The following is a 12,599-nucleotide window of genomic DNA, read 5'->3' as shown; positions in this document are numbered from 1 at the left end:
CGATGGCCCTGTCACGGCGCACCGGCGCACGATTCCAGGCCTCTATCTGGCCGGGATTCGTGGATGCGATGACGGGCCTTCTGCTGGTGCTGATGTTCGTGCTGACCATCTTCATGGTGGTGCAGTTCGTTTTGCGCGAGACGATCAGCGGACAGGAAAGCCGGCTGGACGAGCTGTCGTCCGAAGTGGCGGCGCTGAGCCGGGCGCTGGGGTTGGAACAGGACCGCAACGCCACGCTGACCGAGCGGGTGGGTGCGCTGACCGCGACGCTGGGCGATGCGCGGGAACGGCAGGAACAGCAGGCGGCGCTGATCGCGGCACAGGAATCGCAGATCGCCGAGGCAGAGGCCCGGATCGCCAGTTTCGAGGAACAGGTGGCGGGGCTGTTGGCGCAGCGCGACGAAAACCTTGGCACGATTGCGGACCTGGAAGGCCAGCGCGAAGAGTTGCTGAGCGAGCAGGAGCAGCTGCAGCTGGCATTGGCGGGTTTGCGCGACGAGTTCGATGCGCAGGAAGAAGCCGCACGGTTGGCGGCGGCGCAGGCCGATGCGCTGGAGGCGATGATCGCGGAATTGCGCGGCGAGGCCGAGGCGGATGAGGCGGCGCAGGCGGAGCTGACCGCGCAGGTCGAGGGTTTGCAGGCGCAATTGTCGGACGAAGAGAAGGCGCGGCTGGCCGAGGCGGCTGCGGCGGAGGCGCTGCGTGATCGTTTGGAAAACGCGGATGCGGAGCTGACGGCGATGACGCTGGCGCTGGAGGAACAGCGCAGGAAAGCCGAGGAAACGCTGGCCATGCTGGCCGCGGCCGAGGACGCGCAGGAGGATCTGGACGTGCGGCTGGCGGCGGCGCTGATGGCGCAGCAGGAGGCCGAAGCCGCGTTGACGGAGGCCGAGAGCGGACAGGAGGTGACCCGCTCTCAGTTGAACTCTGTCGAGGCGGAACTGGCGCAGGCGCTGGCGGATATGGAGGCCGAGACGGTGCGGGCCGAGGAGTTGCAGCTTCGGCTGAGCGAGACCGAAGCGGAACTGGCCGCCTTGAGTAAGGAAAGCGGCGAGGTGGCGCAGACCGCGGCAAGTCTGGAAGAGCGGTTGGCCGAGGCATTGGCGGCCAAGACCGCCGCCGAGAACGAGGCGGTGGAGAATGCCGATCTGATCGCGGATTTGAGGCGACAAGTCGAGGCGCTGGAGGCAGATGTGCAGGCGCGCGACAAGCGGATCGCGTCTTTGATGGCGGCGAACGAGGCGGCCACGGCGGAGGCCATGTCGGCGGAAGATGTGCGCGCGCAGCTGGCCGCGGCCCTGGCCGCGAAGCTGGCCGCCGAAGAGGAGGCCGAAGCGCGGCTGACGGAAGCCGAGCAGCGGGCGGCGATGCTGGGGCAGGTGCAGGCGGAGCTGGACCGGCAGCGTTCGTTGGCCGACGAGGCGCAAGAGGAAGAGGCGCTGCTGAACCAGCAGGTGCGCGCATTGCGTGATCAGTTGGGGCAGTTGCAGGCGCTTCTGGACGATGCCAAGGCGCGCGAGGCCGCATCGGAAGTGCAGCTGCAATCGCTGGGCAACGAGTTGAACACCGCGCTGGCGCGGGTGGCGGCCGAGGAACGGCGGCGGCGCGAACTGGAGGAAGCCGAGCGCAAGCGGCTGGAGGCGGAACGTGCGGACCTTGAGAAGTTCCGGTCGGAGTTCTTTGGCCGGTTGCGGCAGTTGCTGGAAGAACAGGAAGGCGTGCGGATCGTGGGCGACCGCTTCGTCTTCTCGTCCGAAGTACTGTTCGCACAGGGTGAAGCGCGCCTGTCGGACGCGGGTGAAGGGGAATTGGCGAAGGTGGCGGACATCCTGCGCACGGTGGCCGAGAATATTCCCGAGGATATCGACTGGGTGATCCAGGTGGACGGGCACACCGACAACGTGCCGGTGCGCGCGGGCGCGCGGTTCGAGGACAACTGGGAGCTAAGCCAGCAGCGGGCACTGTCGGTGGTGCGCTACCTTGTGGATTTCCTGGGCCTGCCGCCGGAGCGTTTGTCAGCCAACGGGTTCGGACAGTACCAGCCGGTCAACCCCGCCGACACCCCCGAGGCGCGGGCGCAGAACCGGCGGATCGAGCTGAAGCTGACGGAGAAGTAGGCGCGAGCCTGTCGCGAACACCCCGTTGGCGCTACTCGGCCAGAACGATGATGTCGGCGTGGCGGTTGGCCAGCACCTGGCTGTACCGTTCCAGCGTCACGTAGCCGCGATAGGCACCGGGGGGCCAGCCGCCCTCGGGGGCGCGGCGGCCATAGGCGCGGAAAAGCTGGGCCTGCGGGGCGTTGAGCGTTTCGGAATGGGTGAAGATTTCGCCTTCGGGGCCGGACGCCGTGACGCGCATGGTGTCGCCCGGTTGGGCGTAGAAGACGTGACCGTAGAGCACCAGCGGCATGTCGGGGGTGGTCTCGGACACGCGGGCGTCGCCGGATTTCACGGCATCGAATTCCGGCACGGCGGTGGAGAAGCCGGCGGTGAAAAGCCCGGCGCGGTCATAGGGCAGGGCGCTTTCCCAAAGGCCCGGGCCGGTGGCGGTGCCGCAGGTGCCCGGCTCGGCCTCGGGCAGGAACGGGTCGATCACCTCGCCGTCCTTGAGGACCGAAAGGTGGATGTGGGGCGCGTTGGTGAGGCCGCTGAGGCCGATTTGACCCAAGGGCGTGCCGCTGTCGACCTCCTGTCCTTCGGTCACGGCGATAGAGCCCTTTTTCATGTGGCAATAGAGTGTCTGCCAGCCGCTGCCGTGGTCGATGCGCACGGCATTGCCGCATTCCCGGCCTGCGATGGCGTCGCGGGTCTCTTCGGTCACGGGGGTGTCTTCCATCCCATCGCGCAGGGCGGCGACGCGGCCCGGGGCGGCGGCGAGGACGTTGACGCCCTGATCCATCGCCTCGAACGAGAGCAGGTGAATGTCGGTGCCGCGGTGGCCGTCGCGGCTTTTGAGGCTGCACATGAAGTCGTGCTGGCCCGGGCCGGGGTCGAGGTCGACGTAATCCTCGATATAGCAGGTCTGGCCCAGGGCGCAGTCGATGGGCAGCGCGAGCGTGGGCGGCTCGGCCAGGGCAGGTGTGGTCAGCAGGGCGATGGCAAGGACGGCAAGGGAGAGGCGTGTCGGCACGGGGTCATCTCGCAGGCTGGTCGAACGGAAAACGGGCGGCATTGGATGCCGCCCGTCATGTAGTCTATCGCAAAGCCTGCGCCGGTGTCACTCGGCCGTGAGTAACGGCGGCTTCTTGCCCGAAAGGCGCGGATGCTCCGGCCCTTCGATGCGCAGGTCGATCTGGCCGTCCTTGACGCCGACCTTGACCACACCGCCCTTGGCGAGCTTGCCGAACAGCAGTTCTTCTGCCAGCGGCTTCTTGATGTGTTCCTGGATCACGCGGCCAAGCGGACGCGCGCCCATCTTGTCATCGTAGCCCTTGTCGGCCAGCCATTCGGCGGCGGGCTTCGTCAGTTCGATGGTCACGTTGCGATCCATCAGCTGCGCCTCGAGTTGCAGCACGAACTTTTCGACCACTTGCAGGATGACATCCTTGGGCAGCGCGCCGAAGGAGATGACCGCATCCAGCCGGTTGCGGAATTCCGGCGTGAAGGTGCGTTCGATCGCGGCGGTATCTTCGCCCTCGCGGCTGTCGCGGCCAAAGCCGATGGCCGACTTGGCAAGCTCGGTGGCGCCGGCGTTCGAGGTCATGATCAGGACCACGTTGCGGAAGTTCACCGTGCGGCCGTTGTGATCGGTCAGGTTGCCGTGGTCCATCACCTGCAGAAGGATGTTGAACACGTCCGGGTGAGCCTTTTCGATCTCGTCCAGCAGCAGCACGCAATGCGGGTGCTGGTCGACGCCATCGGTCAGAAGGCCGCCCTGGTCGAAGCCGACATAGCCCGGAGGTGCGCCAATGAGGCGCGAGACAGCGTGTTTCTCCATGTATTCGGACATGTCGAAGCGCAGAAGTTCCACGCCCAGCGTATCGGCCAGCTGTTGCGCCACCTCGGTCTTGCCCACGCCGGTGGGGCCGGCGAAGAGGTAGTTGCCGATGGGCTTTTCAGGCTCGCGCAGACCGGCCCGGGACAGCTTGATCGCCGCCGACAGCGCCTCGATCGCAGTGTCCTGACCGAAGACGACGCGTTTGAGCGAGCCTTCGAGATCCTTGAGAACCGCGGCATCGTCCTTGGAGACGTTTTTCGGGGGAATGCGGGCAATCTTGGCCACGACATTCTCGATCTCCTTGGGGCCGATTGACTTGCGTCGCTTGGAGGCCGCCACGAGATGCTGTGCGGCACCGGCTTCGTCGATGACATCGATGGCCTTGTCGGGCAGCTTGCGGTCGTTGATGTAGCGCGCCGAAAGGTCCACCGCGGACTTGATGGCCTCTGCGGTGTACTTCACGCTGTGATGCTCCTCGAAATAGGGCTTGAGGCCCTTGAGGATCTTGATCGCGTCATCGACCGTGGGTTCGACCACGTCGATTTTCTGGAACCGGCGGGAAAGGGCGCGGTCCTTCTCGAAATGCTGGCGGAACTCCTTGAACGTGGTGGAGCCCATGCAACGCAGCTTGCCGCCTTGAAGCGCGGGCTTCAGCAGGTTGGAGGCGTCCATCGCGCCGCCAGAGGTGGCGCCGGCGCCGATGACGGTGTGAATCTCGTCGATGAAGAGCACCGCGTCGGGATGTTCCTCAAGCTCGGTCATGACGGCCTTGAGCCGTTCCTCGAAATCACCGCGGTAGCGCGTGCCCGCAAGGAGCGCGCCCATGTCGAGCGAGAAGATGGTTGTCTTGGACAGGACCTTGGGTGTCTGGCCGCCGACGATCTTGTGCGCCAGGCCTTCGGCGATGGCGGTCTTGCCCACGCCGGGATCGCCCACCAGAAGCGGGTTGTTCTTGCGGCGGCGGCAGAGCACCTGGATGCAGCGCTCGACCTCGCTGTCGCGGCCAATCAGGGGGTCGACATCGCCCTGGCGGGATTTCTCGTTCAGATCGACGCAATATTTGGCCAGCGCGGATTCGCCATTCTCCACCTGCTCGCCCTCCGTGGAGGACTTGGCGGATTCGGATTCTTCCTCGCCCACGCCCTGCACCGGGCGGGATTCGCCGTAGGCGGGGTCCTTGGCGACGCCATGGGCGATGAAGTTGACCGCGTCGTAGCGGGTCATGTCCTGTTCCTGAAGGAAGTAGGCGGCGTTCGACTCGCGCTCGGCGAAGATGGCGACGAGCACGTTGGCGCCCGTGACCTCGGTGCGGCCGGAGGATTGCACATGGATGGCGGCGCGCTGGATAACGCGCTGGAAGGCGGCGGTCGGAACCGCCTCGGAGCCTTCGATGTCGGTGACGAGGTTGGACAGGTCATCGTCGATGAATTCGACCAGCGTGGTGCGCAGGTCCTCGGTATCGACACTGCACGCCTTCATCACGCGGGCCGCATCGGGCTCGTCGATCAGGGCGAGCAGGAGGTGTTCCAGCGTCGCGAATTCATGTTGCCGTGCATTGGCCAGGGCCAATGCGGCGTGGATTGCCTGTTCAAGGGTGTTCGAGAATGACGGCACGGTGTGCTCCCTCTGCTTGGGCTAGGGCCGGTCCGACGACCTTCGCCTTATATGATTAAAGTTTGGTCGATACAGGCCAGCCTTCAAGGACTTTTTTCCCAAACCCGTTCACTTTTCCCTTTCCTATCTTACAAAAGCTGCTTTTACAGGCCATGCCGTGACAATTTGGCCAGCCCGCGTGGGCGCGCCTAGAAATTGTCCTTTCGGGTGCGGATTTCGGCGAACACGTCGGCGGCGTCGGCGCCCGTCATGCCCAGATGCGCCTGCACGGCGGGATCGGTGGCACGCAGGAAGGGGTTGGTGGCCAGTTCTTCGGACAGGGTGGAGGGAACGGTCGGTTTCCCTTGATCGCGAGCCGCTTCGACCGCCTTGACCCTTGATATAAGCGCCGGATTGTCGGGATCAATAGTGACCGCGAAACGCCCGTTGGCGGCGGTGTATTCATGGCCCGAGCAGATGGTCGTGTCGGGCGGCAGGGCGGCCAGCTTCGACAGGCTGTCCCACATTTGCGGCATGGTGCCCTCGAAGACGCGGCCACAGCCCAGGGCCATCAGGCTGTCGGCGGTGAAGGCGACCTTGCTGTCGGGGAAGTGAAAGGCGATGTGGCCGATGGTGTGACCCGAGACATCCATGACGGTGCCGGTGTCGGAGCCGATGGTGACCGTATCGCCGTCATTCAGCGCGATATCGAGTTTTGGCAGGCGGGAGGCGTCGGCGGCGTGGCCGACGACCTTTGCGTCATGTTTGGCCAGTAGCTCGTCCAGGCCCTGCACGTGGTCGGCATGGTGGTGGGTGATCAGCACATGCGTGGCGGACCAGCCCTTGTCGGCCAGCGCCTTGAGGATCGGCGCGGCCTCGGGGACATCGACGACGGCGGTGTCGCCGGTTTCGGGGTCGTGGGCGAGGAAGGCGTAGTTGTCCGAAAGGCACGGGACGGTTTCGATCTGCAATGTCATTGGTCCATCCTTGAATTCGTGGTTATGTTTGCCCCGAGAGTGACGGATCGAGGCGCGGGCTGCAATGCATCTGGATGTGCAGGACCTGAGGAATTTCTATTACCGCAACCAGCTGGGGCGTGCGGTGCAGAAAACCGTGGGCGCCGAGATCAGGGCGCTGTGGCCCGAAGCGAAGGGGCAGACAGTGGCCGGTTACGGCTTTGCCGTGCCGTTCCTGCGGCCCTACCTGAAAGACAGCCGGCGGGTGATCGCGCTGATGCCCGCGCCGCAGGGCGTGATCCACTGGCCCGCGGACAAGCCCAATATCAGCGTTTTGTGCGAGGAAACGCTGTGGCCGCTGGAAACGGGGCGGGTCGACAAGCTGATGCTGGTGCATGGGCTGGAGACCTGTGAGCGGCCAGGTGAACTGTTGGAGGAATGCTGGCGGGTGCTGGGGCCGGGGGGATCGGCTCTGTTCGTGGTGCCGAACCGCGCCGGGCTGTGGTCGCGCAGTGACCGGACGCCGTTCGGGTACGGGCGGCCCTATAGCCAGAGCCAGTTGGAGGCGCAGCTGAAGACCCGCAATTTCCTGCCCGAGCGGCATGTGACCGCGCTTTACCAGCCGCCGTCGCACCGGAAATTCTGGCGCAAGACGGCGGGCATGTGGGAAAACATGGGCGGCAAGCTGTCAGTGGTGCTGAAAGGTGGGGTGTTGATCGTGCAGGCCACCAAACGGGTGCACGCGCCGACCGATCGCGGCTCGGCCATCCGGGACACGGTGCGCAGTCCGCTGGGGGTGCTGGCGCCGAAGCCGAAACCGGAGGCGAAGCCGGTTTAACGGCGCCGGAAGGCTGCGCGAAACCCCCACCCCAGGGCGAGGCCCAGCCCGACGCCGAGCGCATCGGCCAGCAGGTCCAGCCATTCGGCGCCGCGCCCGAAGGCTGGCTGGATCACCTCGATCGCCGCGCCGAACGCGATGTAGACGGGCGCGAGGCGCAGGGCGCGGCGCGGTTCGGTCACGGCCATGGGCAGGATCAGGGCCGCGAAGGCCAGAAGGTGAAGCACCTTGTCGTGCAATGTGAACGGCGGGGGGTGCCCGTGCGACGGCCAAAGCGTGGTGACAAGGATGCCGAGCGCGAGCGCCAGGGTCAGGACGTGGGCGAGACGTAGACTGAAGGGGGCGGGACGGGTCATCAGGCGTCCTTAGGGAGATGGAGCACGCTGTGCAACGTGGAAGAAAGTGGGCGCACATGCGCGTGCTTGAGAGTGTGGTAGCGTTAACGGCTTTTGATGCGCCAAAACCCTTTGATGCCTGACTTCTGTGCAGGTTGCGCAGGAAGGAATCGCAAAAAAGCGACGAAAAGTTACGATTTTTGTCGCAATAAAATTGCGCATTCGGTCGCAGAGCCCGTAAGCCATTGAAAAGTAAGGGCGACCACTGGGGTCTTAGTCCGTCCTGCTGGCTTGCGAGGTTCACAACGGTCTGCTAAACCGCCCACGAAAATCGATGTCTCGCGAGTTTCATCGTCTCTAACCACCCTGGTAAAGACGGCCTTTGCGCCGTCTTTTGTCGAGCCGGGGTCAGAACTATCGGAAGGGTGGACGTGTCCGAACCAGCTTCGATCTCCTCCGGCATTGCCGAACGCTATGCCACTGCCATTTTCGAGCTTTCCAAAGATGCCAACTCGCTGGACAAGCTTGAAACGAACCTCGCCGATCTTTCCGCCGCTCTTGATGACAGTGCCGATCTGCGTGACCTGCTCAGCAGCCCGGTTGTCAGCCGGGAAGACCAGGAACGCGCCATCACGGCGGTTGCGGACAAGATGGGGCTCGTGCCCGAACTGAAGAACGGCCTGGCGCTGATGGCGCAGAAACGCCGCCTGTTCGCGGTGCCGCAACTGGTGCGCCAGCTGAACGAGCGTATCGCGGACCACAAGGGCGAAGTGACCGCCGATGTGACCAGCGCCGTCAAGCTGACCGACGCGCAGTCGAAGAAGCTGGCCGAGACGCTGAAAAGCACCGTCGGAAAAGACGTGAAGATCAATGCGACCGTCGATGAAAGCCTCATTGGCGGTCTTGTCGTAAAGGTGGGCTCGAAGATGATCGACACGTCGATCCGTTCGCGCCTCAATTCCCTACAGAATGCAATGAAAGAGGTCGGATAAATGGGTATCCAAGCTGCAGAGATTTCTGCGATCCTTAAGGACCAGATCAAGAATTTCGGCCAGGAGGCCGAAGTTGCCGAGGTGGGTCGCGTGCTGTCAGTCGGTGACGGGATTGCCCGTGTGCACGGCCTCGACAATGTGCAGGCCGGTGAGCTGGTGGAATTCCCCGGCAACATCATGGGCATGGCGCTGAACCTGGAAAACGACAACGTCGGTGTCGTGATCTTCGGTTCGGACCGCGACATCAAGGAAGGCGACACCGTCAAGCGCACCAAGTCGATCGTGGACGTTCCGATCGGTGACGAGCTGCTGGGACGGGTCGTGGACGGCCTGGGCAACCCGCTGGACGGCAAGGGCCCGATCAAGGCCAAGAGCCGCGGCGTTGCCGACGTGAAAGCGCCGGGCATCATCCCGCGTAAATCGGTTCATGAACCGATGGCAACCGGCCTGAAATCGGTCGACGCGATGATCCCTGTTGGCCGTGGCCAGCGCGAGCTGATCATTGGCGACCGCCAGACCGGCAAGACCGCAATCGCGCTCGATACGATGCTGAACCAGAAGTCGTATAACGACGCGGCCGGTGACGACGAGAGCAAGAAACTTTACTGCGTCTACGTCGCCGTTGGCCAGAAGCGGTCGACCGTGGCGCAGCTGGTGAAGAAGCTGGAAGAAGCCGGCGCGATGGAATACTCCATCGTCGTGGCCGCCACCGCTTCCGACCCCGCGCCGATGCAGTTCCTGGCGCCCTATTCGGCGACCGCCATGGCGGAGCACTTCCGCGACAACGGCCGCCACGCGCTGATCGTGTACGATGACCTGTCGAAACAGGCCGTGGCCTATCGCCAGATGTCGCTGCTGCTGCGCCGCCCGCCGGGCCGCGAAGCCTATCCGGGTGACGTTTTCTACCTGCACTCCCGTCTGCTGGAGCGTTCGGCGAAGCTGAACGAGGACAACGGCTCGGGCTCGCTGACGGCGCTGCCGATCATCGAGACCCAAGGCGGCGACGTGTCGGCGTTTATTCCGACCAACGTGATCTCGATCACCGACGGTCAGATCTTCCTGGAAACGGAACTGTTCTACCAGGGCATCCGCCCCGCCGTGAACACCGGTCTGTCAGTGTCGCGCGTGGGCTCTTCGGCCCAGACCAACGCGATGAAGTCGGTTGCGGGTCCGGTGAAACTGTCACTGGCCCAGTACCGTGAGATGGCGGCCTTCGCCCAGTTCGGTTCGGACCTCGACGCCTCGACCCAGCAGCTGCTGAACCGGGGCGAGCGTCTGACCGAGCTGATGAAGCAGCCGCAGTATTCGCCGCTGACCAACGCCGAGATCGTCTGCGTCATCTACGCGGGCACCAACGGGTACCTCGACAAGATCAAGGTCGACCAGGTTGGCCGGTTCGAGGATGGTCTGCTGAACCACATGCGCAGCAAGCGTAAGGACGTTCTTGACTGGATCACTAACGAGGATCCCAAGATCAAGGGCGACGCCGAAGACAAGCTCAAGTCGGCCATCGAAGAGTTCGCAGCCGACTTCGGATAAGGGGGTGACGAGGCAATGCCGAGTCTGAAGGACCTAAAAAACAGGATCGAGTCGGTCAAATCGACCCGCAAGATCACCAAGGCCATGCAGATGGTGGCCGCCGCGAAACTGCGGCGGGCCCAGGATGCGGCCGAAATGGCCCGCCCCTATGCCGAGCGGTTCAACGCCGTGATGTCCAAGCTGGCCGCCGCGGCGGGCGACGCCGAGAACGCGCCGCCTTTGCTGCGCGGGACGGGCAAGGACGACGTGCATCTGCTGGTGGTGATGACCGCCGAGCGCGGTCTGTGCGGTGGGTTCAACGCCAACATCGCCAAGCTGGCGCGGGGCGAGATCAACAAGCTGCAGGCGGATGGCAAGACCGTGAAGGTCATCACCGTGGGCAAGAAGGGCCGCGACGCGCTGAAGCGTGACTTTGCGGATCTGTTCATCGACCATGTCGATCTGTCGGACGTCAAGAACGTGGGCTATGCCGACGCGCAGGCGATCGCGCAGAGGGTGCTGGACCTGTTTGACCAGGGCGAATTCGACGTTTGCAAGATCTTCTTCTCGGAGTTCGAGAACGTGGTCAGCCAGAAGCCGACGATAAAGCAGGTGATCCCCTTCGAGGTCGACGAAGCAGCGGCCGAAGAGTCGGACGATGCCGGCACGGTCTACGATTACGAGCCCGACGAGGACGCGATCCTGCGCGACCTGCTGCCCCGTGGCGTGGCGACCGCGATCTTCAGCGGCCTGCTGGAGAACAGTGCCAGCGAACAGGGCGCACGGATGTCGGCCATGGACAACGCGACGCGCAACGCCGGCGAGATGATCGAGGACCTGACCATCGAGTACAACCGCTCGCGTCAGGCCGTGATCACCAACGAGCTGATTGAAATTATTTCGGGCGCCGAGGCGCTTTAAGAACAACCGGAGAGACGACAATGGCCAAAGCAAAAGGCAAAATCACCCAGGTGATCGGCGCCGTGGTGGACGTGCAGTTCACCGACCACCTGCCCGAGATCCTGAACGCGCTGGAAACCGACAACAACGGCAAGCGGCTGGTCCTCGAAGTGGCGCAGCACCTTGGCGAAAGCACCGTGCGCACGATCGCCATGGACTCCACCGAGGGCTTGGTGCGCGGCCAGGAAGTGACCGACACCGACGGCCCGATCAGCGTGCCGGTGGGCGACGCCACCCTGGGCCGCATCCTGAACGTCATCGGCGAGCCGGTGGACGAGGGCGCGCCGATCAAGGCGAAAGAGACCCGCGCGATCCACCAGCCCGCACCCGAGTTCGAGGAACAGTCGACCGAGTCGGAAATCCTGGTCACCGGCATCAAGGTCGTCGACCTGCTGGCGCCTTACGCCAAGGGCGGCAAGATCGGCCTCTTCGGCGGCGCCGGCGTGGGCAAGACGGTTCTGATCATGGAACTGATCAACAACATCGCCAAGGTGCACTCGGGCTACTCGGTCTTCGCCGGTGTGGGCGAGCGGACCCGTGAGGGTAACGACCTGTACCACGAGATGATCGAGTCGAACGTGATCGACCCCGAGAACCTGGAAAACTCCCAGGTGGCACTGGTCTACGGCCAGATGAACGAACCGCCGGGTGCGCGTGCCCGTGTCGCCCTGACCGGCCTGACGCTGGCCGAACAGTTCCGCGACGCGTCGGGGACCGACGTTCTGTTCTTCGTGGACAACATCTTCCGCTTCACGCAGGCGGGCTCCGAGGTGTCGGCTCTGCTCGGCCGTATCCCCTCGGCGGTGGGCTACCAGCCGACGCTGGCGACGGACATGGGCGCGATGCAGGAACGCATCACCTCGACGAAGCAGGGATCGATCACCTCGATCCAGGCCGTGTACGTGCCCGCGGACGACCTTACCGACCCCGCGCCGGCCACGACCTTTGCCCACCTCGACGCCACGACCGTTCTGAGCCGTGCAATTTCGGAGCTGGGCATCTACCCGGCGGTGGACCCGCTCGACTCCAACTCGCGTCTCATGGACCCGCAGATCGTGGGCGAGGAGCACTACAAGGTGGCGCGTGACGTGCAGGGGATCCTGCAACGCTACAAGTCGCTGCAGGACATCATCGCGATCCTTGGCATGGACGAATTGTCCGAGGAAGATAAGCTGACCGTGGCCCGCGCCCGGAAGATCCAGCGCTTCCTCAGCCAGCCCTTCGACGTGGCCAAGGTGTTCACCGGCTCGGACGGCATCCAGGTGCCGCTGGAAGACACGATCGCGTCCTTCAAGGCCGTGGTTGCCGGCGAATACGACCACCTGCCCGAAGGGGCGTTCTACATGGTCGGCGGCATCGACGACGTGAAAGCCAAGGCCGAGAAGATGGCCGCGGACGCCGCATAAGCGTGGGTTTTCACCCACCCTACGGACCGGTCCGCGGGGTGGGAGAAGCCTGGCGCGACAGAAAC

At 64.3% G+C, this 12,599-nt stretch carries 10 protein-coding genes; 6 read left to right on the top strand and 4 right to left on the bottom strand.

Features of this window, described 5'->3' with window-relative positions:
* Positions 1 to 2: 2 nt before the first annotated feature.
* The gene (locus tag PVV74_RS10110) at positions 3 to 2,117 is read left to right on the top strand and encodes a peptidoglycan -binding protein (RefSeq protein ID WP_274593073.1); all 2,115 of its coding nucleotides are present in this window, start codon (positions 3 to 5) and stop codon (positions 2,115 to 2,117) included.
* A gap of 31 nt (positions 2,118 to 2,148) precedes the next feature.
* Here PVV74_RS10110 and PVV74_RS10105 read toward each other — a convergent pair whose 3' ends face one another.
* The 3 genes from PVV74_RS10105 to gloB all read right to left on the bottom strand — a co-directional run bounded on the left by PVV74_RS10105 (position 2,149) and on the right by gloB (position 6,506).
* A complete protein-coding gene (locus PVV74_RS10105; RefSeq protein WP_274593072.1) occupies positions 2,149 to 3,171 on the bottom strand; it encodes a M23 family metallopeptidase in 1,023 nt (340 codons plus the stop codon).
* A gap of 45 nt (positions 3,172 to 3,216) precedes the next feature.
* Positions 3,217 to 5,550, bottom strand: a complete 2,334-nt coding sequence (clpA, locus tag PVV74_RS10100; RefSeq protein ID WP_103763261.1) for an ATP-dependent Clp protease ATP-binding subunit ClpA — start codon at positions 5,548 to 5,550, stop codon at positions 3,217 to 3,219.
* A gap of 188 nt (positions 5,551 to 5,738) precedes the next feature.
* Positions 5,739 to 6,506, bottom strand: a complete 768-nt coding sequence (gloB, locus tag PVV74_RS10095) for a hydroxyacylglutathione hydrolase (RefSeq protein ID WP_274593071.1) — start codon at positions 6,504 to 6,506, stop codon at positions 5,739 to 5,741.
* Between the two features lie 64 nt (positions 6,507 to 6,570).
* Between gloB and PVV74_RS10090 the strand changes: the two genes are divergently transcribed.
* Positions 6,571 to 7,323, top strand: a complete 753-nt coding sequence (locus PVV74_RS10090; RefSeq protein ID WP_103763263.1) for a class I SAM-dependent methyltransferase — start codon at positions 6,571 to 6,573, stop codon at positions 7,321 to 7,323.
* Here the strand turns inward: PVV74_RS10090 and PVV74_RS10085 are convergent.
* A complete protein-coding gene (locus PVV74_RS10085; RefSeq protein ID WP_103763264.1) occupies positions 7,320 to 7,679 on the bottom strand; it encodes a VanZ family protein in 360 nt (119 codons plus the stop codon). The genes PVV74_RS10090 and PVV74_RS10085 overlap by 4 nt on opposite strands.
* A 404-nt stretch (positions 7,680 to 8,083) precedes the next feature.
* Between PVV74_RS10085 and PVV74_RS10080 the strand changes: the two genes are divergently transcribed.
* Genes PVV74_RS10080 through atpD form a run of 4 tightly spaced genes read left to right on the top strand, consistent with a single transcriptional unit; the run spans position 8,084 to position 12,534 of the window.
* The gene (locus PVV74_RS10080) at positions 8,084 to 8,650 is read left to right on the top strand and encodes a F0F1 ATP synthase subunit delta (protein ID WP_103763265.1); all 567 of its coding nucleotides are present in this window, start codon (positions 8,084 to 8,086) and stop codon (positions 8,648 to 8,650) included.
* Entirely contained in the window at positions 8,651 to 10,189 is a 1,539-nt protein-coding gene (atpA, locus tag PVV74_RS10075; protein ID WP_103763266.1) for a F0F1 ATP synthase subunit alpha, read from the top strand.
* A gap of 15 nt (positions 10,190 to 10,204) precedes the next feature.
* Positions 10,205 to 11,089: a F0F1 ATP synthase subunit gamma gene (locus tag PVV74_RS10070; protein ID WP_274593070.1), complete on the top strand. Its 885-nt coding sequence runs from the start codon at positions 10,205 to 10,207 to the stop codon at positions 11,087 to 11,089.
* A 20-nt stretch (positions 11,090 to 11,109) separates the two neighbouring features.
* The gene (gene atpD / locus PVV74_RS10065; RefSeq protein ID WP_103763268.1) at positions 11,110 to 12,534 is read left to right on the top strand and encodes a F0F1 ATP synthase subunit beta; all 1,425 of its coding nucleotides are present in this window, start codon (positions 11,110 to 11,112) and stop codon (positions 12,532 to 12,534) included.
* The last annotated feature ends 65 nt before the right edge of the window (positions 12,535 to 12,599 follow it).

It is taken from the genome of Roseovarius sp. SK2 (assembly GCF_028807495.1).
Classification (GTDB): Bacteria; Pseudomonadota; Alphaproteobacteria; order Rhodobacterales; family Rhodobacteraceae; genus Roseovarius; species Roseovarius confluentis.
Note: the sequence above shows the minus strand (reverse complement) of the source record. Positions and strands in the feature narration are given on the sequence as shown.

What these genes read in the sequence shown, in the direction of transcription:
- PVV74_RS10105 (WP_274593072.1), bottom strand. Translation starts at nt 3,171, where the DNA reads ATGCCGCCCGTTTTCCGTTCGACCAGCCTGCGAGATGACCCCGTGCCG.
- gloB (WP_274593071.1), bottom strand. Translation starts at nt 6,506, where the DNA reads ATGACATTGCAGATCGAAACCGTCCCGTGCCTTTCGGACAACTACGCC.
- atpD (WP_103763268.1), top strand. Translation starts at nt 11,110, where the DNA reads ATGGCCAAAGCAAAAGGCAAAATCACCCAGGTGATCGGCGCCGTGGTG.
- PVV74_RS10090 (WP_103763263.1), top strand. Translation starts at nt 6,571, where the DNA reads ATGCATCTGGATGTGCAGGACCTGAGGAATTTCTATTACCGCAACCAG.
- PVV74_RS10085 (WP_103763264.1), bottom strand. Translation starts at nt 7,679, where the DNA reads ATGACCCGTCCCGCCCCCTTCAGTCTACGTCTCGCCCACGTCCTGACC.
- PVV74_RS10110 (WP_274593073.1), top strand. Translation starts at nt 3, where the DNA reads ATGGCCCTGTCACGGCGCACCGGCGCACGATTCCAGGCCTCTATCTGG.
- PVV74_RS10070 (WP_274593070.1), top strand. Translation starts at nt 10,205, where the DNA reads ATGCCGAGTCTGAAGGACCTAAAAAACAGGATCGAGTCGGTCAAATCG.
- atpA (WP_103763266.1), top strand. Translation starts at nt 8,651, where the DNA reads ATGGGTATCCAAGCTGCAGAGATTTCTGCGATCCTTAAGGACCAGATC.